General features: G+C 66.5%; 19 protein-coding genes. 8 read left to right on the forward strand and 11 right to left on the reverse strand.

Going from position 1 to position 21,176, the window contains the following annotated elements:
* Positions 1-14: 14 nt before the first annotated feature.
* Positions 15-2,294 (reverse strand): bifunctional diguanylate cyclase/phosphodiesterase, encoded by a 2,280-nt coding sequence (locus LQV39_RS07495; protein ID WP_230022671.1) that lies wholly within the window; start codon positions 2,292-2,294, stop codon positions 15-17.
* Between the two features lie 108 nt (positions 2,295-2,402).
* The gene (locus LQV39_RS07500; protein WP_230022674.1) at positions 2,403-2,999 is read right to left on the reverse strand and encodes a helix-turn-helix domain-containing protein; all 597 of its coding nucleotides are present in this window, start codon (positions 2,997-2,999) and stop codon (positions 2,403-2,405) included.
* A gap of 166 nt (positions 3,000-3,165) precedes the next feature.
* On the opposite strand from LQV39_RS07500, the gene LQV39_RS07505 reads away from it, so the two are divergent.
* The 6 genes from LQV39_RS07505 (at position 3,166) to moaD (ending at position 10,053) form a co-directional block, all read left to right on the forward strand.
* Positions 3,166-4,371, forward strand: a complete 1,206-nt coding sequence (locus tag LQV39_RS07505; RefSeq protein ID WP_230022675.1) for a glycine C-acetyltransferase — start codon at positions 3,166-3,168, stop codon at positions 4,369-4,371.
* Positions 4,372-4,388: 17 nt separating this feature from the next.
* Complete coding sequence (locus LQV39_RS07510) at positions 4,389-5,345, forward strand: NAD-dependent epimerase/dehydratase family protein (protein ID WP_230022684.1); 957 nt, start codon at positions 4,389-4,391, stop codon at positions 5,343-5,345.
* A 152-nt stretch (positions 5,346-5,497) separates the two neighbouring features.
* Positions 5,498-6,892, forward strand: coding sequence for an L-serine ammonia-lyase (locus LQV39_RS07515; RefSeq protein ID WP_230022686.1), 1,395 nt, complete (start codon positions 5,498-5,500; stop codon positions 6,890-6,892).
* Positions 6,893-7,083: 191 nt separating this feature from the next.
* Entirely contained in the window at positions 7,084-8,559 is a 1,476-nt protein-coding gene (gene thrC / locus LQV39_RS07520; RefSeq protein ID WP_230022695.1) for a threonine synthase, read from the forward strand.
* A complete protein-coding gene (gene glp, locus LQV39_RS07525) occupies positions 8,556-9,794 on the forward strand; it encodes a gephyrin-like molybdotransferase Glp (protein WP_230022698.1) in 1,239 nt (412 codons plus the stop codon). The genes thrC and glp overlap by 4 nt, the downstream gene beginning before the upstream one ends.
* 1 nt (position 9,795) lies before the next feature.
* Complete coding sequence (moaD, locus tag LQV39_RS07530; protein WP_230022701.1) at positions 9,796-10,053, forward strand: molybdopterin converting factor subunit 1; 258 nt, start codon at positions 9,796-9,798, stop codon at positions 10,051-10,053.
* 132 nt (positions 10,054-10,185) lie between these two features.
* On the opposite strand, the gene dctP is transcribed toward moaD, so the two are convergent.
* The 3 genes from dctP to LQV39_RS07545 form a co-directional block, all read right to left on the reverse strand.
* The gene (gene dctP / locus LQV39_RS07535; protein ID WP_230022711.1) at positions 10,186-11,205 is read right to left on the reverse strand and encodes a TRAP transporter substrate-binding protein DctP; all 1,020 of its coding nucleotides are present in this window, start codon (positions 11,203-11,205) and stop codon (positions 10,186-10,188) included.
* A gap of 299 nt (positions 11,206-11,504) precedes the next feature.
* Entirely contained in the window at positions 11,505-12,875 is a 1,371-nt protein-coding gene (locus LQV39_RS07540) for a M28 family peptidase (protein WP_230022714.1), read from the reverse strand.
* 33 nt (positions 12,876-12,908) lie between these two features.
* Positions 12,909-15,707 (reverse strand): TonB-dependent receptor, encoded by a 2,799-nt coding sequence (locus LQV39_RS07545; protein WP_230022718.1) that lies wholly within the window; start codon positions 15,705-15,707, stop codon positions 12,909-12,911.
* A gap of 157 nt (positions 15,708-15,864) precedes the next feature.
* Here LQV39_RS07545 and LQV39_RS07550 point away from each other — a divergent pair, with 157 nt between their 5' ends.
* Positions 15,865-16,338 carry an Lrp/AsnC family transcriptional regulator gene (locus LQV39_RS07550; RefSeq protein ID WP_230022721.1) on the forward strand — a complete coding sequence of 158 codons (474 nt, stop codon included), beginning with the start codon at positions 15,865-15,867 and terminating at the stop codon, positions 16,336-16,338.
* A gap of 7 nt (positions 16,339-16,345) precedes the next feature.
* On the opposite strand, the gene LQV39_RS07555 is transcribed toward LQV39_RS07550, so the two are convergent.
* Genes LQV39_RS07555 through LQV39_RS07565 form a run of 3 tightly spaced genes read right to left on the reverse strand, consistent with a single transcriptional unit; the run spans position 16,346 to position 17,909 of the window.
* On the reverse strand, positions 16,346-17,326 hold the full coding sequence (locus tag LQV39_RS07555) for an alpha/beta fold hydrolase (RefSeq protein WP_230022724.1): 981 nt from the start codon (positions 17,324-17,326) through the stop codon (positions 16,346-16,348).
* Positions 17,323-17,526: a helix-turn-helix transcriptional regulator gene (locus LQV39_RS07560; protein ID WP_230022726.1), complete on the reverse strand. Its 204-nt coding sequence runs from the start codon at positions 17,524-17,526 to the stop codon at positions 17,323-17,325. Before LQV39_RS07560 ends, LQV39_RS07555 begins: the two co-directional genes overlap by 4 nt.
* Positions 17,523-17,909 (reverse strand): hypothetical protein, encoded by a 387-nt coding sequence (locus LQV39_RS07565; protein WP_230022729.1) that lies wholly within the window; start codon positions 17,907-17,909, stop codon positions 17,523-17,525. Before LQV39_RS07565 ends, LQV39_RS07560 begins: the two co-directional genes overlap by 4 nt.
* Positions 17,910-18,040: 131 nt before the next feature.
* On the opposite strand from LQV39_RS07565, the gene LQV39_RS07570 reads away from it, so the two are divergent.
* The gene (locus tag LQV39_RS07570; protein ID WP_230022732.1) at positions 18,041-19,297 is read left to right on the forward strand and encodes a TIGR03862 family flavoprotein; all 1,257 of its coding nucleotides are present in this window, start codon (positions 18,041-18,043) and stop codon (positions 19,295-19,297) included.
* On the opposite strand, the gene LQV39_RS07575 is transcribed toward LQV39_RS07570, so the two are convergent.
* The 3 genes from LQV39_RS07575 to LQV39_RS07585 are packed head-to-tail and all read right to left on the reverse strand — an operon-like array spanning position 19,298 to position 21,119.
* Entirely contained in the window at positions 19,298-20,107 is an 810-nt protein-coding gene (locus tag LQV39_RS07575) for a head GIN domain-containing protein (protein ID WP_230022735.1), read from the reverse strand.
* Between the two features lie 7 nt (positions 20,108-20,114).
* Positions 20,115-20,969: a DUF1700 domain-containing protein gene (locus tag LQV39_RS07580; protein WP_230022750.1), complete on the reverse strand. Its 855-nt coding sequence runs from the start codon at positions 20,967-20,969 to the stop codon at positions 20,115-20,117.
* Between the two features lie 12 nt (positions 20,970-20,981).
* Entirely contained in the window at positions 20,982-21,119 is a 138-nt protein-coding gene (locus LQV39_RS07585) for a hypothetical protein (RefSeq protein WP_230022753.1), read from the reverse strand.
* Positions 21,120-21,176 lie beyond the last annotated feature (57 nt).

Consider the following 21,176-nt stretch of genomic DNA (forward strand, 5'->3'; position numbering starts at 1 on the left):
CGGTGCGCCATTTTTTATGCCCTGGCCTTATCCGTGCGGGCCGCCAGGCGCGCGATCAGCTGCTCGAGCGGCATCGGCCGGTGGAACAGATAGCCTTGCATATAGGGGCTGCCGTGGCCGGCCAGGAAGCGCGCCTGGTCGTCGGACTCGATCCCTTCCGCGACGACGCGCAGGCCGAGGTGGCCGGCCATCGCCAGGATCGATTGCACGATGGCGGTGCCGTTGGCGTCGTGCGGCGTGTCGCGCATGAAGCTCTTGTCGATCTTGAGCTCGTACAGCGGCATCTTCTTCAGGTAGGCCAGGTTCGAGTAGCCGGTGCCGAAATCGTCGATCGAGAAGCGGATCCCGAGCGCCGCCAGTTCGCGCATGCGGGCGATGGTCTTGCCGATGTCCTCGATCAGCAGGCCTTCGGTGACTTCGAAGATCAGTTGCTGCGGCGGCGCGCCGGTTTCCTGCAGTACCGCGCGTACCTGGGCCACGAAGTCCGGCTGGCGGAACTGCAGCGGGCTGACGTTGATCGACAGCGGCAGCGGGTGGCCGGCCGCGTCCAGCGCCAGCCAGGCCTGGCAGGCCTGGCGCAGCACCCAGCGCCCCAGCGGGACGATCAGGCCGCTGGCTTCGGCCAATGGAATGAACACATCCGGCGGCACGAAGCTGCCGTCGGCGCGGCGCCAGCGTGTCAAGAGTTCCGCGCCGGCAGGCAGCCCGTCCTGGCCGACCTGCAGCTGCAGGTGCATGGCCAGCTCGCCGTTCTCCAGCGCCAGCGCGAGGTCGCGTTCCAGCGACAGGCGGCGCTGGGCATCGGCCAGCATGTCCGTTTCGAACAGGGCGACGCCGTTGCGGCCGCCGGCCTTGGCGTGGTACATCGCGGTGTCGGCTTCGCGCAGCAGGTCGTGTGCGGTTTCGGCATGCAGCGGCAGGGCCACGCCGATGCTGGCCGAGGTATGGTGGGCCTGGCCGTCGATCTCGATCGGCTCGGCCAGCGCGGCGCGGATCTTGTCGGCCACCGCCAGCGCCGCGCGGGTCGCCTGCGCGGGGTCCGGCTCCAGGCCATCCAGCAGCACCACGAATTCGTCGCCGCCGAGGCGCGCCACGGTATCGCGCTGGCGCACCGCGCGGCCCAGGCGCTCCGCGGCCTGCACCAGCAGGGTATCGCCGGTGGCGTGGCCGCGGGCGTCGTTGATGTTCTTGAAGTTGTCGAGGTCGATGTACAGCAGCGCGCCCAGGCCGCGTCCATCGCGCGTGTGGCCGAGCAGGGCGTCCAGGCGGTCCATCAGCAGGCGTCGGTTCGGCAGGCCTGTCAGCACATCGTAGAAGGCCAGGCGGTGGATCGCGTCGGCGGCGTCGCGGCGCTCGGTGATGTCGCGGCCGACCACCACCCAGTGGGTCGCGTGTTCGCCGGCGCGGGCGAAGGGCATCATCTCCATCTCGACCCAATAGGGTTCGCCATCCTTCGTGTAGTTCACGATCTCGGCCCGCACCGGCTGGCTGCGCGCCATGCCGTCGAGGATGCGGCGGACTGTGGCCTTGTCGGTCTCGGGACCATGCAGCACGCGCATGCTCCGGCCGATGATCTCGCCGCGGGTGTAGCCGGTACGGCGCAGGAAGGCGTCGTTGGCGAACATGACCGGCTGCGAGACGTCCGGACCATCGACCGCGCGGGCGATCAGCACCATGTCGTTCAGGCGCGCCACCGCGGCCGAGGTCAGCTGCAGCTCGTCGTTCAGGGCCCGCACCCGCTCTTCGTCGCCGCGCACCTTGGCGAGCGTGTGCGAGAGGCCTTTCAGCAGGGTGCCGCTGGTCAGGACGATCATCGCGCCGACGCAGGTGAAATTCAGGGTCACTGCCAGCGCCGCGCTGAGGGCATTGCCTTCCATGCCGGGCACCGCCAGGGCGACGTGGCCGCCGCCGGCAAGCGCGACGATGCAGGCGGCGCTGAGCGCCAGCGCGCCCATCGCTGGCCGCAAGCCCAGCAGGATCACGGCCATGACCGGCGGTCCCAGCAGGTAGTTGAGGCTGGCCGGGCCGATGGCCAGCATCAGCGCAATCGCCACCGCATACAGAACTGCCAGGAAATTCAGGACGCGCAGGCGGTAGGGCAAGCGCTCCAGGCGCCAGATCGCGAAGATCCAGGCCAGGGCGACGGTATCCATGAGCGCTACCGGCCACAGGCCCTGGTGGATCAATAGTGGGATGCTGGGGGCGGCCGCAATCGCGCCCAGCGCGAGGACGACGGAGAGCAGGGAAGAGAAGATGCGGATACGCCACGCGGCGATATCGTTGACGCTGACCATGTGTACATACGATTATTGCATGGCAGCATTTTAAATTGCCGCAGGCCAAGTGTCACGATTGTTGGCGCCGGCCGTCTATATAAAACGACAGCCGCACCAGCCAGGCACTCAGCGGTGCACGACCACCATCAAGGCCTTGGACTCGAGCTTGCCGGTATTCCGGATGATGTGCGCCTGGTCGGCCGGGTAGCGCGCCGTGGCGCCGTGCTTGACGCGCTTCTTCTCGGCGCCGACTTCCAGCTCGACCGCGCCGGTCAGCACGGTAAGGTGCTCGCTGGTGCCCGGATCGTGGCCCTGCGACGCCAGCTCGCCGCCCGGCGCCAGGGTCAATTCGTACCATTCATACTTGCCGGCCAGGTCCATCGGGCCGAGGATGCGCAGCGAGTAGCCGGCATGGGCGCCGGGCAGGGTAGGGATCTCGTGGGCGTCGACCACGCGGATCACATCGCTGCTGCGGACCTCGGAGGACAGCAGTTCGCCGATCTGCACGCCGAGGGCGTTGGCCAGGCGCCAGGTGATGGCGATGGTCGGATTCGCCTTTTCGCGCTCTATCTGCGACAGCATCGACTTGGACACGCCGGCGATGCGCGATAGGTCCTCGAGCGTGAGGCCGCGCGCCAGGCGCAGGCGCTGCAGGGTGGCGCCGACTTCGGGCGGTGCGCCGGCGGGCGGGCTGGGGGCGAGGGCTGTTACTACTTTATTCATCTAAGCTTATTTGGCAATCGCTTGCCAAGTTCAATGGCCGGGGGTAATATTCAATATATTGAATTTCTGTTCGAGATAAAGAACTCGGTGCACTACATCGAACGGATCAACGGTACAACATCCGATAACCACCGGTCAAGCCGGAAAATACAAGGACGAGGAAGACATGAGCGACCAGGCATTCTATAGCGCCCTCCAGACCAAACTCGACACGCTCCAGACCGAGGGCCTGTTCAAGCCCGAACGCGTGCTCGCATCGCGCCAGGGCGCGGAAGTGGTCGCATCGGATGGCCGCACCCTGATCAATATGTGCGCCAACAACTACCTCGGCCTGTCCGGCGATCCGGAAACCCAGAAAGCGGCCGAAGCGGCGCTGCAGAAGTACGGCTACGGCCTGTCCTCGGTGCGCTTCATCTGCGGCACCCAGACCGTGCACAAGGAACTGGAGCAGAAGCTGTCCGACTTCCTCGGCACCGAAGACACCATCCTGTACGCGGCCGCCTTCGACGCCAACGGCGGCGTGTTCGAGCCGCTGTTCGACGAGAACGACGCGATCATCTCGGACGCCCTGAACCACGCTTCGATCATCGACGGCATCCGCCTGTGCAAGGCCGCGCGCTACCGCTACGCCAACAACGACATGGCCGACCTGGAAAAGCAGCTGATCGCCGCCACCGACGCCGGCAAGCGCCACAAGATCATCGTCACCGACGGCGCCTTCTCGATGGACGGCACCATCGCCCAGCTGGACAAGATCGTCGAGCTGGCCGAAAAGTACGGCGCCCTGACCATGATCGACGAATCGCACGCCTCCGGCTTCATGGGCAAGACGGGCCGCGGCACCCACGAGCACTTCAACATGATGGGCAAGATCGACATCATCACCGGCACCCTCGGCAAGGCCCTGGGCGGCGCGATGGGCGGCTTCACCTCGGGCCGCAAGGAAGTCATCGAGACCCTGCGCCAGAAATCGCGTCCCTACCTGTTCTCGAACACCCTGGCGCCGATGATCGCCGGCGCCTCGATCGCCGTGCTGGACCGCATCAGCAAGTCTACCTCCCTGCGCGACCGCCTGCACGAGAACACCGCCTACTTCCGCAAGGAGATCGAGCGCATCGGCTTCACCATCAAGCCGGGCACCCACCCGGTGGTGCCGGTGATGCTGTTCGACGCGCCGGTGGCGCAGAAATTCGCGGCCCGCATGTTCGAACTGGGCGTGCTGCTGTCGGGCTTCTTCTACCCGGTGGTGCCGATGGGCCAGGCGCGCGTGCGCGTCCAGCTGTCGGCGGCGCATACCCGCGAACAGCTCGACACCGTCTTGACAGCATTCGAGCAGGCCGGCCGCGAGCTGGGCATCATTAAAAGCAACTGAGAACAGGTAGGTAAAGCATGGAACGCATCCTCATCATCGGCGCCAACGGCCAGATCGGCAGCGAACTCGTGACCGCGCTCGCGCAGCAGCACGGCGCGCAAAACGTCATCGCGTCGGACATCGGCGAAACCAACGTCTACGGCGCCGAGCGCTACACCCGCCTCGACGTCATGGACCGTGACGCCGTGGCCCGCCTGATCCTCGAAGAAGGCGTGACCCAGGTCTACCAGCTGGCCGCGCTGCTGTCGGCCACCGGCGAAAAAGCCCCGCTGAAGGCCTGGAGCCTGAACATGGACGGCCTGCTGAACATCCTGGAAATCGCCCGCGAACGCGTTGAGGCCGGCAAGCCGCTGAAGGTGTTCTGGCCGTCGTCGATCGCCGCCTTCGGCCCGAACACGCCGGCCGAGAGCACCCCGCAGTACACGGTGATGGACCCGACCTCGATCTACGGCATCAGCAAGCTGGCCGGCGAGCGCCTGTGCGAGTACTACCACGCCAAGTACGGCGTCGACGTGCGCAGCATCCGCTATCCGGGCATCATCAGCTTCAAGTCGCCTCCGGGCGGCGGCACCACCGACTACGCGATTGCGATCTTCCACTCGGCGCTGAAGGGCGACACGTATGAATGCTTCCTCGGCCCGGAAACCACGCTGCCGATGATCTACATGCCGGACGCGATCCGCGCCACCATCGAGCTGATGGATGCGCCGGCCGAGAAGGTCGTGATCCGTTCCTCGTACAACGTGGCGGGCGTATCCTTCAACCCGCGCGAACTGGCGGCGGCGATCCAGGCGAAGCTGCCGGCCTTCGAGATCGCGTACAAGCCGGATAGCCGCCAGGCGATTGCGGATTCGTGGCCGAAGAGCCTGGACGATGCGCGTGCTACGTCCGATTGGGGCTGGAAGGCGAAGATTGGTGTCGAGGAGATGGTTGACTCGATGCTCGAGAACGTGGACGTTGGCCAGACTGCCTAAATAGCCACGTCATTCCCGCGCAGGCGGGAATCCAAGTTCGCGGCATATCGCCAAACTTGGGTTCCCGCCTTCGCGGGAACGACGTTTACACGGCCCTTGCCGTGGCATGCTTCGCCCACAAATAATAAAGAAGATTTTTCAGGAGACAGCTCATGGACATGAGCGTATTTGACTTATTCAAGATCGGCATCGGCCCCTCCAGCTCCCACACGGTCGGCCCGATGGTCGCGGCCCGCCGCTTCCTGCTCGAATGCGGGGACCTGTCGCAGGCGGTGGGCGTCGAAGCCCACCTCTATGGCTCGCTGGCCCTGACCGGCGTCGGCCACGCCACCGACAAGGCAGTGATCCTGGGCCTGATGGGCGAGACCCCGCAGGGCGTGGATCCGGACAGCGTCGAGGACAAGCTGGCCGAGGCCGAGCTGGACGGCGTCCTGAAGCTGCTGGGCGCCAGGGAAGTGCCTTTCCAGTACCGCACCGGCCTGGTGTGGCACAAGCAGTCCTCGCTGCCGGAACACCCGAACGGCATGAAGTTCGTGCTCCAGCTGGCCGACGGCAGCGTCATCGAACGCATCTACTATTCGGTGGGCGGCGGCTTCATCACCGCGGCGGGCGAGAGCCAGAGCCGCGCGCTGGACGCCGATGGCGCCGCCTCCACGGTGCCGTTCCCGTTCAGTACCATGAGCGACCTGCTGGCCCATGGCCGCGAGCACGGATTGTCGATCCCGCACATGCTGCGCGCGAACGAGCTGTCGCGCATCAGCGAGGCCGAGCTGGACGCAGGCCTGGACCGCATCTGGGACGTGATGCGCGACTGTATCGCCCACGGCCTGGTCACCGAAGGCCAGCTGCCCGGGGGCCTGAACGTCAAGCGCCGCGCGGCCAAGCTGTGGAAGCAGGCGCACTGCGACGCCGGCAACCGCCGCAACGAACTGCCGCACGATGCGACCCACCAGGTGACCCTGTACGCGATGGCCGTCAACGAAGAGAACGCGGCCGGCGGCCGGGTCGTGACGGCGCCGACCAATGGCGCGGCCGGCATCATCCCGGCGGTGCTGCGCTACTACGCCGAGGACTGCCGCCCCAGCGATCCGGCCAAGGGCATCCGCGACTTCCTGCTGACCTCCGCGGCGATCGGCATGCTGTGCAAGAAGAACGCCTCGATCTCGGGCGCGGAAATCGGCTGCCAGGGCGAGGTCGGCGTGGCCTGCGCGATGGCGGCGGCGGGCCTGGTGGCGGCGCTCGGCGGCTCCAACGAGCGTATCGAGAACGCGGCGGAAATCGGCATCGAGCACCACCTCGGCATGACCTGCGACCCGATCGGCGGCCTGGTGCAGATCCCCTGCATCGAACGCAACGGCATGGGCGCGATCAAGGCGATCACCGCGGCCTCGCTGGCCATGAAAGGCGATGGCACCCACTTCGTCAGTCTCGACAATGTGATCGAGACCATGCGGCAGACGGGGTACGACATGCAGGCGAAGTACAAGGAGACTTCCTTGGGTGGCCTCGCTATCCACGTGGTGACGGTGAATCACGCTGCTTGCTGATGTGCTGACGTGGACTCGCATTTCAGGCCACTGGCCTGAAATGCCCCACCCTACGAGTTGCGATAAACGTAGGGTGGGCTCCCCGAGCCCACGGGCCGAAACCTGAACAAAATTCGGTAAAAAGACAAGTTTGCTGCGCGCGCACTATAATTGAATAGTCAACGCCTTCCAACTTCGATCCCGCTTACCGTATGCACTATGTCTCCACCCGCGCGACCAGCGCGTCCGCAGCACGCAATCCCCAAGGTTTTTCCGACATCCTCCTGGGCGGCCTCGCGCCGGACGGCGGACTGTACCTGCCGGCCGAGTATCCGCAGGTAACGGGCGCCGAGCTCGATGCCTGGCGCAGCCTGTCGTATGCCGACCTGGCCTATGAAATCCTGCGCAAGTTCGCCACCGACATCCCCGACGCAGACCTGAAGGCGCTGACGAGCAAGACCTACACGCCCGAGGTCTACCGCAACGCCCGCGCCGACGAATCGAGCTTTGATATCACGCCGCTGCGCGTGCTGGAAGAGGGCGCGGACGGCAGGCTGATCCTGCAGGGCCTGTCGAACGGTCCGACCCTGGCCTTCAAGGACATGGCGATGCAGCTGCTGGGGAATCTGTTCGAGCATGCGCTGGCGAAGAACGGCGATGAGCTGAACATCTTCGGCGCCACCTCCGGCGACACCGGCAGCGCCGCCGAGTATGCGATGCGCGGCAAGCGCGGCATCCGCGTCTTCATGCTGTCCCCGCACGCCAAGATGAGCGCCTTCCAGACCGCGCAGATGTTCAGCCTGCAGGACCCGAACATCTTCAACATCGCGGTCGAAGGCGTGTTCGACGATTGCCAGGACATGGTGAAGGCGGTCTCGAACGACCTCGAATTCAAGGCCCGCCACAAGATCGGCACGGTCAACTCGATCAACTGGGCGCGCGTGGTGGCGCAGGTGGTCTACTACTTCCGCGGCTACCTGAAGGCCACGACTTCGAACGAGCAGAAGGTTTCGTTCACGGTCCCGTCGGGGAACTTCGGCAATATCTGCGCCGGCCACATCGCCCGCATGATGGGCCTGCCGATCGCCAAGCTGGTGGTCGCGACCAACGAGAACAATGTGCTGGACGAGTTCTTCCGCACCGGCGTCTACCGCGTGCGCAAGCCGGCCGAGACCTTCCACACCAGCAGCCCGTCGATGGACATCTCGAAGGCCTCGAACTTCGAGCGCTTCGTCTACGACCTGGTGGGCCGCGACGCCGAGCGCACGCACGCGCTGTTCCGCAAGGTCGAGACCCAAGGCGGCTTCGACCTGTCGGGCGCGCCGGGCAGCGACGGCGACGAATTCAGGCGCGTGGCCGAATACGGCTTCGTCTCGGGCTGCTCGACGCACGAGGACCGCCTGAACACGATCCGCGAAGTCGCCGACGACTACGGCATCACCATCGACACCCACACCGCCGACGGCATCAAGGTCGCGCGCGCCCACCGCGAGCCGGGCATCCCGATGATCGTGCTGGAGACCGCGCTGGCCGCCAAGTTCAACGAGACCATCCTCGAAGCCCTGGGTACGGATGCCGAGCGTCCGGCCGGCTTCGAGAACATCGAGACCCTGCCGCAGCGCTTCGTCGTGATGAAGGCGGACGTGGCGCAGATGAAGGCCTACATCGCCGAGAGGACCGGGCAATGAGCGCTCCAACGCCAGCCGCGGCGCCTGCGCGCAAGCCGCTGATGCCGGTGAAGGAGGCATTCGATTTCCTGCTGGCCGCGGCCCGTCCGGTGGCGGAGGTCGAACTGGTCGACACGCTCGAAGCCAACGGCCGCGTCCTGGCCGAGGACCAGGCCTCGAAACTGGACGTGCCCAGCGCCGACAATACCCAGATGGACGGTTACGCGGTGCGCGCCGCCGATTGCGCGAGCGGCGCGGCGCAGCTGAAGGTGGCCCAGCGCATCCCGGCCGGCCAGGTGGGCAGCTACCTGGAACCGGGCACCGCGGCGCGCATCTTCACCGGCGCATTGATTCCCGCAGGCGCGGACGCCGTGGTGATGCAGGAGCAGTGCGAACTGAATGGCGATGTGGTCACCGTGAAGCATGCGCCGCAATCGGGCGAATGGATCCGCCGTGCGGGCGAGGACGTGCGCGCAGGCGCGGTGATCCTCCCAGGCGGCACCCGCCTGCGCAGCCAGGAGCTGGGTCTGGCCGCTTCGGTCGGCCTGGCGCAGCTGCCGGTGCGCCGGCGCCTGCGCGTGGCGGTGTTCTTCACCGGCGACGAGCTGGCGATGCCGGGCGAAGCCCTGAAACCGGGCGCGATCTACAACTCGAACCGCTTCACCCTGCGCGGCCTGCTGGAAAACTTCGGCTGCGAATTCACCGACTACGGCATCGTGCCGGACTCGCTGCAGGCGACCCGCGACACCTTGCGCGAAGCGGCGCGCAATCACGACCTGATCATCACCTCCGGCGGCGTCTCGGTGGGCGAGGAAGACCACATCAAGCCGGCCGTGGAAGCGGAAGGCCGGCTGAACATGTGGCAGATCGCGGTCAAGCCGGGCAAGCCGCTGGCCTTCGGCGAGGTGGGCTCCGCGTTCTTTCTCGGCCTGCCGGGCAACCCGGTATCGAGCTTCGTCACCTTCCTGCTGTTCGTGCGGCCCTTCCTGCTGCGCCTGCAGGGCGTGAGCGGCGATGTCAGCCCGCGCGCGCTGCAGATGCGCGCCGATTTCGACTGGGCCAAGCCCGACCGCCGCAACGAATTCCTGCGCGCCCGCATCAACGAGCAGGGCGGTCTGGAGCTGTTCCCGAACCAGGGCTCGGGCGTGCTGACTTCGACTGTCTGGGCCGACGGCCTGATCGATTGCCCGCCGGGCCAGGCGATCGCGCGGGGCGACCTGGTGCGCTTCATTCCCTTCGCTTCACTTCAACACTGACATGAACATCAATCTGCGATTTTTTGCCAGCGTGCGCGAGGCTGTCGGTACGGCCGGGGAGGCGGTGACGCTGCCCGAGGGCGTGGCGACGGTGGGCGCGGTGCGCGACTTCCTGATCGCGCGCGGCGGCGCGTGGGCCGAGGCGCTGGGGTGCGACCGGGCGCTGCGCATGGCTTTCAACCATGTGATGTGCGAGCCGGAGACGGCGGTGCGTGAGGGTGGGGAGGTAGCGTTTTTCCCGCCGGTCACGGGCGGTTGAATCGGCCCGGAACGTTTGAATCGTCGTCCCCGCGGAGGCGGGGACCCAAGTTCGGCGAGTAGCCGACTACGACATGGCTAGTGGCTGACTGTAAAAATTGGATTCCCGCCTGCGCGGGAATGACGGCGCTAATTAAGCCAGCGTCTTCTCCGCCAGCGCCAGCAACTTCGCACAATTTTCGTTACGCGACCCGTAATCCTTCCACGCCGTCGCCCGCGCCAGTTCCTGCCACTTGCGCAGCGTCTCGCCGTTCAGGTCGACCGTCTTCCCGCCCTTGCCCTGGAACAGGGCCGCCACCGCGGCATCGTCGGTCTGCGCCGACTTGCGCGCGAAGGCTTCGAGTTCGGCGCCCACCGACATCAGAATGCCTTGCTGCTCCCTGCTAAGGCGGTCGAAAGCGGCCTTCGAGATCAGCAGCGGCTCCAGCATGAACCAGTAGGCGCCGCCACGCGCGGTGGTCACGTACTTCGAGACTTCGTCCAGGCGGAACGAGATCAGCGAAGACGAAGAGGTCATGGCCGCATCCAGCTGGCCCTTTTCCATGGCGGCGCGGATTTCGTTCGAAGGCATGCTGACGACGCTGGCGCCGGCTTCCTTGAGCATCAGGTCCATCTCGTGCGAGCCGCCGCGCACCTTCAGGCCGGCCGCATCCTCGGGGTTGACGACGGGCTTGCCGCGCGAGGCGACGCCACCCGCCTGCCAGATCCAGCTCAGGATGATGATGCCCTTGTCGGCCAGCATGCGGCTGAATTCCTTGCCGATCTCGGCGTCCTTCCAGGCGTAGCCCTGCTCGTAGGAGGTCACCAGGCCGGGCATCAGGCCGATGTTCACTTCCGGCAGTTCGGCGCCGGCATAGGTCAGCGGCACCAGCGCCATATCGAGCTGGCCTTTGGAGACGGCGGGAATCTGGTCTTCGCTCTTCATGAGCGAGGATTGCGGGTAGATCGAAAACTTCAGCCTGCCCTTGCTGCGGCGTTCGACCCCGGCCGCGAACATGCGGCACAGACGGTCGCGGAAATCGCCTTCGGCGACGCTGCCGCCGGGGAACTGATGGGAAATCTTGAGATTCGTGGGCTGGGCCCATGCAGCTTGAAGCCAGAGCGGGCTGGTCGCGATTGCGCCCAGCAATGTCCTACGGGTCATTGCCGACATTTACATCCTCCAAGAATGTGATACGGACTACCAGTCGATCTTCAAAGATCTTGTTGTACGCATAAGAATATGCTCAGCAGAATACAAGTCAAGATAATTGTTGTGCTTCTGCTCATCAATAAATGCTGCACTGCATAGGGAAAAAGCACGATGCGGCGTGAGTATTACCCATGTGTTTCGGCGATTCCTTGCGCTGGCGCTGGGGAGCGCGCGAAAAGCGGCGCGCCAAAAGAAAACGCCGCGGCATGCTGCGCCGCGGCGTAAGTTGTCGCAGGTTTTTCCCGCTCAGTGCTGGACGATCAGCGCATCGGCAGCGGATAGGTCGCCGGGCTGACGTTGCCGTCCTTGTCCACGGCCTGCACGCCGTACAGCACGTTATCCTTGGACATGTCGATGCGCGCGGTGGTCGCGTTGCCGACGAAGCGCGAGCCCTGCCACAGCGGCGAGGTCGTTTCGCGCCAGACCACGCGGTAGCCTGCCACGTCCGGTTCCGCATTTGCCTTCCAGACCAGGTCGGTGCCGTTGTCGAGGGCCGCGGTCTTCACCTTCACCTCCTGCGGTGCGGCCGGGGCCAGCGCCAGCGACGCCAGCGAGGCGGCGTTCACGCGCGTCACCTGGGCCACGTACTCGGGGTCGACGAATTCGGGGTAGTCGCCGATCTTCACGCCCTTTTCGACGCGCAGGTCCTGGTGCTGGTGATTGAAGTCCTCGTTCGGCTCCGTGAAGCGCACCGCGGCGTAGCCGGCGTCGAGGAAGGGGCTGTGGTCGCCGCCGCGCAGGTAGCGGTCGCGCCGGTAAATGATGTCGACCTTGAAGTTGGGAACGTAGCGCTCGCCGGTTTCCTTGACGTGGCGCGCCAGCTGGCGCGTGATCGAATCGTTTTCGCCGCCGGTCACCAGCAGGGTGCGCAGCTCGGGCGAGGGCGCTTCGCGCAGCGGTGGCACGCCTTCCGCGAACAGGCGCACGTGGCTGTTGTCCAGCTTGCCCTTTTCGTCGTGGGAGCTGCCGATGATGTCGTTGTTCAGCATGCCGGCGATGTTCATCTTGTTCGCCTTGGCCTTTTTGGCGAAGTCGCCGGAACCGTACAGACCCTGTTCCTCGGCCGCCACCGTCATGAAGACCAGGCTGGCGTCGAACTTGTGGCGCGCCATCACGCAGGCCATTTCGATCACGGCCGCGGTGCCGGAGGCGTCGTCGTTGGCGCCCGGCGCGTCGGCGGTGGCGTTCATCACGTCGGTGACGCGTGAGTCGTAGTGCCCGCTGACCACGTAGTAGCGGTCCTTCGAGGCTGCCTGGGTGCCGGGCAGGGTGGCGACCACGTTGACGATCTCGGTCGGCTTGTCGATGCGATTGTCGACCGGGTGCAGGTGGCCGTCGAAGCGCACCTCCAGGCGGCCGGCGCCGCAGCGCTCCATCTCCGACTTGATCCAGCGCCGCGCGGCGCCGATGCCGCGGGTTTCGGAGGTGGTGTCCGACATCGTGTGGCGGGTGCCGAAGCCGACCAGTTTATTCACGTAAGCCTGGATGCGCTGCGGCGAGATCTCCTTGACGATGGCGTCGATCTCGGCCTGGCGTGCAGGCAGGGGGCGGTCGGCTGCGGACTCCGCGGCTTGTGCGGACGCGGCGCCTGCGAGCAGCAGGGCCAGGGATAGCTTGGTAAGACGGGGCATTGAAACTCCTTGCGAATGAAACAAAAGCATATATCACTTCCAGGCGTAGGTCGCGCTCACATACACGTAGCGGCCGCGCGGATCGCCGTAGCTCACGTCGTAGCCGCCCAGGAAGTTCGAGGTCAGGTTGGTGTAGGGCGGATCGCGGTCCGTCAGGTTCTTCACGCCCAGCGCCAGGCGGGTCGACTTGATGCCGTTGTAGCCGAGCTGCAGGTCGAAGGTCTGGTAGGCGCCGACCTTGCGCACCGGGGTGCCGGCCGGGGCGCGGTTGGCGGCAACGTCGGTATAAGCCTTCTGGTAGTTCTGCGACAGCGTGGCCTCGAAGGATCCGGCTTGCCAGGTGGCGCTGGCGTTGTGCTTCCAGCGCAGCACCACGCCGCCGGATGCGTTCAGGGCCTGGTCGAGCGAGGAGGTGTAGCTGCCGTCCGGACCCTGGACGTCGTACTTGCCCAGATAGGTGCCGGACACGCGGAAGCTGAGGCGGTTGGCGCCGTTCAGCCGGAGCGCGTAGCGGCCGTCGAGGTCGACGCCGGCGACCTTGGTGCGGAACAGGTTGGCGTTGGTCTGGATGATGCCGGTGATCGGTCCCGCGCCGCTGGCGTTGCCGTCCGGTGCGCCGCGCACGATGAAGGCGGCGTACTGTTTCGCGCGGTCGGCGTTGGCCAGGAAGTAGGTCGACGACAGGCCCCCGACCACGATCGCATCCTTCAATTGCAGGCTGAAGGCGTCGAGGCTGAGCGAGAGGTCGCGGGTCGGCTCGAACATGACGCCGAAGGTGTAGGACACCGATTTCTCGGGCTTCAGGTTCGGATTGCCGCCGGTGATGGTGGTGAACTGGAAGTTGCAGTCGCCCGGCGCGCCGGTGGCGATGTTCGGGCAGCGGATCGGGTCGCGGGTGCCGTTCGCGGTCACGCTGGTGGCTTGCGGCGTGTACAGGTCCGTCAGCGAGGGCGCGCGGAAGCCGGTGCCGGCGGCGGTGCGCACCAGCCAGGAAGCGCTCGGCTGCCAGCGCAGCGAGGCCTTCGGATTCACGGTCGAGCCCACGCCCTGGTAACGGTCGTAGCGCACGGCGACGTCGCCATCCAGCGTCTTCACGATCGGGATGCTGGCCTCGGCATAGGCCGAGCTGACGTTGCGCTGGCCGAGCACCGGGAAGGCATTGCCGCCCAGGCCCGCGATGTCGCCGGTCTGGATCGCCACCGAGGGGTTGTACTCGAACTTCTCGCGGCGCAGCTCGGCGCCCACCGCCACCGCCAGCATGCCGGCCGGGAGCGCGAACAGTTCGCGCGAGGCCTTGGCGTCGATCGAGGTGGTCGAGGTTTTGGTGTCGTAGCTGGTGCCGCGGAATTCGGCGGCGCGCACGGCTTCCAGCGCGGCTTTGTCGGTTGTGTCGCCGAAGGGGTTGATCGCGCCGCTGTTCAGGATGGGCAGCACTTTCGAGTATTGCGCATAGCCGCCCAACAGGTTTTCCGTCACCCTGCTCTGGCTGAACAGGAAGGCCGAGTCCAGGTCCCAGCCCGCCACGCTGCCGCGCGCGCCCGCCAGGAAGCGCGAGTTCTGCGAAATGTCCTGGGTGCTGCGCACGCCGTTGGCGACGTCGCGGTAGTTCAGCAGCAGCGGCAGGCCGGTCAGGCCGTTGGCGGCAGCGAAGTCCTTCGGATAGTAGGGGCTCGACGGGATCAGCACGAAGCCGCCGATGCCGACGTTGTACCTGGCCGTGCCCGGGTACTGCGCCATCAGCGCCTTGTAGGCCGGGACGTAGGGATTGGTGGCGGTGGTGATGGCGTTCCAGGCCATCGGCACCGACTGCGTCTGCGAGGTTATTTCGTTGCGCGTGTAGCCGCCCTCGAAATACAGCTCGGCGTCGCCGTCCAGCTTCTTGCGGCCGTTGAGCATCAGGTTGGCGCGCCGCATGTCCGGCTGCAGCGAGACCGAGGGGCTGTTGTCGAAGCTGCAGCGGGTGGCCGCGAACGGCGATACCACCGACACCGGGCCGCAGTTCGGCAGCACCGGGTTCTTCAGCACGCCGGTGCCGTACATCGAGACGTTGGCCGGGAAGGCGATCGAGGACAGGTAGTCGTTGTTCTCCGCCACGTTCAGGCGGCTGGCGAAGGCGCGTTCGTAGCCGTAGATGGCGTCCGTGGTCTGCAGGTTCAGGCCGGCCGTGAGGTTGTAGCCGTCCACGGCGTAGTCGCCGATGCCGCCGAACAGGGTCGCCTTGGTGTCCTTGCCGGAGGCGCCCCTGGCCGGCTGGCCGTAAGTGCCCGATACTTCGAGGCCCTTGTAGTCGCGGCGCAGGATGAAGTTGACGACGCCGGCGATGGCGTCGCTGCCGTAGACCGCCGAGGCGCCGTCCTTCAGCACCTCGACCCGCTCGATCGCGGACAAGGGGATGCTGTTCACGTCCACCGAGGAGCCGGCCGAACCGGCCGAGCCGCCGCCATACACGGACACCCTGCGCCCGTTGACCAGCACCAGCGTGCGTCCGCCGCCCAGGCCGCGCAGCGAGACGGTGGCGATATTGCCGCCGCCGTAGCCGGTGGCATTGGCCACCGTGGTCGAGCTGCCGGCGCTGCTGAGGGAGCTCAGTTGCTTGACCAGTTCCTCGGTCGAGGTGGCGCCGATGCGCTCGATGTCGGCGCGCTTCAGCACCTGCACCGGCAGCGCGGTCTCGCCTTCGATGCGCTTGATCGAAGAGCCGGTGATGACGACGCGGTTCTTGACGGCGTCGGCGTCCTGCTCCTGGGCGTGAACGGGCGACCAGAAGGCAGGCGCCAGGGCGGCGCCGACGAGGAGGACGGAGGGTTTGAGACGCAGGGTGGAACGGATCATGGGGACTGCTCCTGTGCGATGGGGTTCTTGGGTTCTGTTGTAATTATGTGAAGGGCACAAAAAGTATAGAGCTTACAAATCGGCAAGATTTGCTATAGTTGACCCATGTCGCCCCCATTCGGCGCAATGAACGTTTCGCCTGGAGATCCATTTCGCAATGAACATGCCCCAACTCGACCGCATCGACCGCCGTATCCTGGAAGAACTGCAATGGAATGCGCGCCTGTCGAGCGCCGACCTGGCGGAGCGCGTGTCGCTCTCGACTTCGCCGTGCTGGCGGCGCGTCAAGCGGCTCGAGGAAGAAGGGATCATCCGCGCCTACCAGGCCAGGGTCGATCCGGCCAGGCTGGGCTACCAGGTGACGGCCTTCGTCCACATCTCGCTGGACAAGAAGGACACACGCCACCTGCAGGCTTTCGAGCGCGCGGCCCAGGCGATCCCGCAGGTGCTGTCCTGCCACCGGATTTCAGGACGCTACGATTACCAGTTGATGGCGGTGGCGGAGGATCTGCAGGCCTACGGCGTGTTTGCCGAGACCCGCATCAACGGGCTGCCGAGCGTGAAGGAGGTGTACACCTCGTTCGTGATGCGCGAGGTGAAAGCGCCCGGCACGGTGCCAATGCCGGGCTAGCCTTGACTTACAGGGTGCCGAGGAACTTCCGGATCGCCTCGTTGACCTGCTGCGGTTCGTCGATCATCGCGAAGTGGCGCGCCGGCGAAACCGTCACCACCTCGACCTTGGGCGCGCCCTGCAGCAGCGCGCGGTAGTAGTCGGCCTTGGCCTGGGCGGTCAGGCCCTGCTGGGCGCCGTCGGCGTCGAAGAAGGGCGAGAGCATCAGCACCGGCGCCTGGATGTTCTTCAGGCCCGGGCGCAGGTCGAGTTCGACCACGTCGGCCGCGTACTGGCCGGTCGACGCGGGATCGCTGCGGCCGGTCAGCAGGGCGAGGTCGTCGGCCTTGCCCATGTCCATGACGCCGATGGTGCGCATATAGCCCTGCTGCTGGGCGGCGAAGGCGGCCGGCTGCAGGCCGCCCATGCGTGCCTTCATCATCTGCGCGTAGCGGCCGCGCTCGGCCGGCGGCAGGCCTTCGGTGCCGGGCATGACCGGCAGGCCGTCGATGGCGACCACGCCGCCCACCAGCGCCGGCCTGTCTTCGGCCACCGCGAAGGCCATGGTCGCGCCCAGGCTGTGGCCGACGATCACCGGCTTGTCCAGGCGGCGCTGTTCGATCAGCTTTTCCACCGCGGCGCGCGCCGAGGCGAAGGCATTCGCCGGGGCCGCCGGGCGGCCGTCGAAGCCCGGCAGGGTCAGCACATACACCGCATGAGCGGCGCTGAAGGCGCGCACCGTCTCGTTCCACACCCAGCCGCCGGTGGCCAGGCCCGGGATCAGGATCAGCGGACGTCCTTTGCTGCCCGCATTTTTTCCATGAAGCTCGACCAGCACGCCGTCCACTTCAAAACGCTCGGCGGGAGCGATGGTGGCGGCGAAGCGGTTGGCTTGCGGCGCGGCGGCGGCCTCAAGCGCGTGGCCCGGGTTGGAGGCCATCAGCGCAACCAGAACGGCGACGACGACGGGGAAGTGGGTAAAGGGTTTCTTGCAGTTGAAGGCGTTCATGCTGGCTCCTGGTCTGGGAAGAAGATGGCTTCGATCGGTTGTGCAAAGAGTTTCGAAATCGTGAAGGCGAGCGGCAGGCTGGGGTCGTAGCGTCCGGTCTCGATGGCGATCACGGTCTGGCGCGAGACGTTCAGCAGGTCGGCCAGGTGGGCCTGGCTCCATCCGCGTTCGCCGCGCAGGTCGCGGATCAGGTTCTTCATCGGGTCCACAAGTTGCGCATGCAGGACACGGCGCCCCAGGACGCGCCCATGATGATCCATACCGTAAACATGGACAGGCGCGGAAAGCCGGCGGTCTCGAGGAAGCCATAGGTGAAAGTGACGCCGCCGGTGATGGCGAACGCGAGCGCGAGCGATTCGAGCAGGCGCTGGCGCTGGTATTCGTCGATGCGGGCGACATGGCGGGCAATGGCGCGGATCATCAGGCCGAAGCCGATCATCGGGATTACCATGACCACGGTGCGCAGCACGCCTTCGTCCATCCGGCGTCCGGCATAAATCGAGCCGAACAGCAGGACCACATACACTGCGACCGCAGTCCACAGCTCTGTCTTGTAGGCGCGGGCGACTTGTTTCTCGTGCATTTGGACACCTCCCTTATGTAAAGTCTGCTTAACATGTAAAGCATGCTTGACATCCTAGTTCGCGATGTTTGACGTGTCAAGTCCCCTTTACACATATTTTTGAGCACCCACATCGACTACAATGCCGCCCCATGAGCTCCCACCCTGAATCGCGACTTTCCGGTCGCCGCGCCATCGTCGTCGGCGGCGGCCCCGCTGGCCTGATGGCGGCCGAAGTGCTGTCCGCAGGCGGCGTGCAGGTCGACCTGTACGACGCCATGCCTTCCGTAGGGCGCAAGTTCCTTTTGGCCGGCAAGGGCGGCATGAACATCACGCATTCGGAAGAGCTGGACGCCTTCGCCGGCCGCTACGGCAAGCGCCGCGCCGAGGTCGAAGCCTGGCTGGCCGGCTTCACGCCGCAGCAGGTGCGCGAGTGGATCCACGGCCTTGGCGTCGATACCTTCGTCGGCAGCTCGGGCCGCGTGTTCCCGACCGACATGAAGGCGGCGCCGCTGCTGCGCGCCTGGCTGCACCGCCTGCGGGAAAGCGGCGTGCGTTTCCACATGCGGCACCGCTGGCTGGGCTGGCGCGACGGCGAACTCCTGTTTTCGACGCCGGAGGGAGAGCGGCAGGAAGCGGCGGACGCCGTGGTGCTGGCGCTGGGCGGCGCGAGCTGGGCGCGCCTCGGTTCCGATGGCGCCTGGGTGCCGCTGTTGAAGGAAAGAGGCGTGGAGGTGGCGCCGCTGCTGCCCATGAACTGCGGCTTCGACGCCGCCTGGAGCGAGCATTTCAGCAGCCGCCACGCCGGCGCGCCGCTCACGACCGTCGGCCTGGCGGTCGAGGATATCGATGGCCAGCGGGTGTACCGCAAAGGCCAGTTCGTGGTCACCGCGACCGGCATCGAGGGCAGCCTGGTGTACGCGCTGTCCGCCCGGATCCGCGACCGCATCCTGCACGACGGCGAAGCCACGGTCTGGATCGACCTGCTGCCGGACCACGATGCCCGGCGCGTGCTCGACGAGGTCCTGCGCCCGCGCGGCGCGCGTTCGATGTCCAGCCACCTGCAAAGCCGGCTCGGGATCAAGGGCGTGAAGTCGGGCCTGCTGCATGAGGCCCTGAGCAAGGAGGACTATGCGGACCCGGTCAAACTGGCGCATGCCATCAAGGCGCTGCCCGTGAGGCTGCTGCGTCCGCGCCCGATCGATGAGGCGATCAGCAGCGGCGGCGGGGTGAAGTTCGCATCGCTTGACGGCAGCGCGGGCATGCTGCGCGCGCTACCCGGCGTGTTCGTGGCGGGCGAGATGGTGGACTGGGAAGCGCCGACCGGCGGCTACCTGCTCACGGCCTGCTTCGGCAGCGGGCGCGCCGCGGGGCAGGGCGCGCTTGCGTGGTTAGGTCACGCCAGCTGATCAATCCTGAAAGCTCACGCTTCCGGAACCGTTGCGGCTTACTGCACGGTTATCCGGGTTACCGTAGACCGTGACATTGCCGCTGCCCGTCATCTCGACCTGCACGCGCTTGCTGGCATACACGGCATTGCTGCCCGAGCCCTGGTGGTTCAGTTCGACCTGCTCGGCGCGCAGGTGGCGGGCGTCCAGTTCGCCCGAGCCGGCGATCTCGGCGTTCAGTTCGCGCGCGCCGCCGACCAGGGTCATGTGGCCGGCGCCCTGGACGTCGGCGCTCACGCGGTCGGCATTGCCGCCGGTGAGTTCGACCTCGCCGGTGCCGTGCAGGGCGGCCTCGATCTCGCGGTAGCGGCCGTGGAAGCGCAGGCCGGCGGAACCCTCGACGTTGACGTCGACGCTGTCGCCCGAGAAGCCGCTGACGCTGTGCTGGCCGCTGCCGCCGACGTGCAGGCGTTCCAGCCTGGGCAGCACCAGCGTGACTTCGATCGGCTGGCGGTGGCGCAGCAGGATGCCGCGCGGGCCGATGTGCAGGGTATTGCCCTCGACGGTGGTGTCGACGTTGGCCAGCAGGCGCTGCTCGCCGCGTACCTCGAGCGAGGCCGAGCTGCCCTGGCGCAGGGTCAGGTTGATCGGGCCGCTCAGCTCGACCTCGCTGACGCTGGCGCCGAGCGTGCGCTTTTCGGTGGCCAGCAGGCGGCTGCCCGGGCTGGCGGCGCCGCTGGTGTCCTGGGCCCGCAGCATGCTGTAGGAAGCGCCGATCAGCAGCAGCGCCAGCACCAGCAGGCCGAATCCGACTTTGAACAGTCCGCGCATGGGATCCTCAGTGTCCCTTCAGCAGGGAAAAATTCATCTGGATGTAGCGCTTGATGCCGAGCGCCGTGTAGCGCGTCACCACCAGCGACAGCAGGAACATCGCGATACCGCCCAGCACCATGCCGAAGCCGACCAGGGTCTGCGTGGTGCGCGAATCGGCGTCCATGTCGGTCGTGACGTGCAGTGAGTTGCCGGCCACGACTTCGGCGCCGCGGCGCAGGCGCGAAGCCGGGCGCCCTTCGTCGCCGGTGTCCTCGGCGTCGCCTTCCTCGTGCACGTGGATGCCGGTGTCGTCGATCTGCACGCGGATCTGGCGGCGGGCAGAGGGATCGTCGGCGTCGATCTGCACGTAGCGGGTCGGCAGGTCGAGCAGCAGGTCGCTGTTGCCGGCCAGGCCGCTGGCGGTGATCGCAATGCCGCTCAGGTAGAAGGCCAGCGCCGCCGCGTAGAGCGCGAACAGCAGGGCCGAAAACACCATCGCCGGCACGATCATGAAGAGATTGAAGATGGTGAGGCCGGCGCCGGATACCAGCACCCGCAGCACGCGCGCCGGGTTGCGTTTTTCGGAGACGTTGAACTGCGGCGCCGCCACCTGCGGGCCGCCGGCGGTGGCGGTGGCCGCGGCGGTAGCCGTGTGGGCGCCGAAGCTGCCGCCCAGCTGGGCGCTGTAGCTGTTGGCGCGCAGGGTCATCGCGATCTTTTTCGGGTCGTCGAGTTCCTGCGCCACGTCCTGCTCGCTGCGGCCGGCGTTCAGGCCGTCGACGAAGCGCTGCTCGTAGTAGCCCAGGGTCCGCGCCTGCACATCGGGCGACAGGCCCAGCATGGCGCGCTTGAGCTGATCGAGGTATTCCAGCTTTCCCATCGGCTGCCCCATTCAGTGACGCGCGAACATCAGCATGGTGTTGGCGGCCGGATCGCCGGAGGCGCCGAGGCCGGGATGCATCAGCACTGCCGTCGCGGCGGCCACGAAGGCGAGCAGGAGCAGGGTACGCAGGGCCAGGAGGCTGTTCATTTGCAAATCCGATAACACTTGTTTCGATGATGCTACTGTACCCGTGCCGCCCGGGCG

The sequence above is a fragment of the Massilia sp. Bi118 genome, assembly GCF_918697865.1.
Classification (GTDB): Bacteria; Pseudomonadota; Gammaproteobacteria; order Burkholderiales; family Burkholderiaceae_D; genus Telluria.

Excerpts from the sequence above, each read along its gene's own strand:
- LQV39_RS07585 (WP_230022753.1), bottom strand. The coding sequence starts at position 21,119 with ATGAACAGCCTCCTGGCCCTGCGTACCCTGCTCCTGCTCGCCTTCGTG.
- LQV39_RS07495 (WP_230022671.1), bottom strand. The coding sequence starts at position 2,294 with ATGGTCAGCGTCAACGATATCGCCGCGTGGCGTATCCGCATCTTCTCT.
- LQV39_RS07565 (WP_230022729.1), bottom strand. The coding sequence starts at position 17,909 with ATGCACGAGAAACAAGTCGCCCGCGCCTACAAGACAGAGCTGTGGACT.
- LQV39_RS07555 (WP_230022724.1), bottom strand. The coding sequence starts at position 17,326 with ATGAACGCCTTCAACTGCAAGAAACCCTTTACCCACTTCCCCGTCGTC.
- thrC (WP_230022695.1), top strand. The coding sequence starts at position 7,084 with ATGCACTATGTCTCCACCCGCGCGACCAGCGCGTCCGCAGCACGCAAT.
- LQV39_RS07560 (WP_230022726.1), bottom strand. The coding sequence starts at position 17,526 with ATGAAGAACCTGATCCGCGACCTGCGCGGCGAACGCGGATGGAGCCAG.
- LQV39_RS07575 (WP_230022735.1), bottom strand. The coding sequence starts at position 20,107 with ATGCGCGGACTGTTCAAAGTCGGATTCGGCCTGCTGGTGCTGGCGCTG.
- LQV39_RS07505 (WP_230022675.1), top strand. The coding sequence starts at position 3,166 with ATGAGCGACCAGGCATTCTATAGCGCCCTCCAGACCAAACTCGACACG.
- glp (WP_230022698.1), top strand. The coding sequence starts at position 8,556 with ATGAGCGCTCCAACGCCAGCCGCGGCGCCTGCGCGCAAGCCGCTGATG.
- dctP (WP_230022711.1), bottom strand. The coding sequence starts at position 11,205 with ATGTCGGCAATGACCCGTAGGACATTGCTGGGCGCAATCGCGACCAGC.
- moaD (WP_230022701.1), top strand. The coding sequence starts at position 9,796 with ATGAACATCAATCTGCGATTTTTTGCCAGCGTGCGCGAGGCTGTCGGT.
- LQV39_RS07580 (WP_230022750.1), bottom strand. The coding sequence starts at position 20,969 with ATGGGAAAGCTGGAATACCTCGATCAGCTCAAGCGCGCCATGCTGGGC.
- LQV39_RS07510 (WP_230022684.1), top strand. The coding sequence starts at position 4,389 with ATGGAACGCATCCTCATCATCGGCGCCAACGGCCAGATCGGCAGCGAA.
- LQV39_RS07570 (WP_230022732.1), top strand. The coding sequence starts at position 18,041 with ATGAGCTCCCACCCTGAATCGCGACTTTCCGGTCGCCGCGCCATCGTC.
- LQV39_RS07500 (WP_230022674.1), bottom strand. The coding sequence starts at position 2,999 with ATGAATAAAGTAGTAACAGCCCTCGCCCCCAGCCCGCCCGCCGGCGCA.
- LQV39_RS07515 (WP_230022686.1), top strand. The coding sequence starts at position 5,498 with ATGGACATGAGCGTATTTGACTTATTCAAGATCGGCATCGGCCCCTCC.
- LQV39_RS07545 (WP_230022718.1), bottom strand. The coding sequence starts at position 15,707 with ATGATCCGTTCCACCCTGCGTCTCAAACCCTCCGTCCTCCTCGTCGGC.
- LQV39_RS07540 (WP_230022714.1), bottom strand. The coding sequence starts at position 12,875 with ATGCCCCGTCTTACCAAGCTATCCCTGGCCCTGCTGCTCGCAGGCGCC.
- LQV39_RS07550 (WP_230022721.1), top strand. The coding sequence starts at position 15,865 with ATGAACATGCCCCAACTCGACCGCATCGACCGCCGTATCCTGGAAGAA.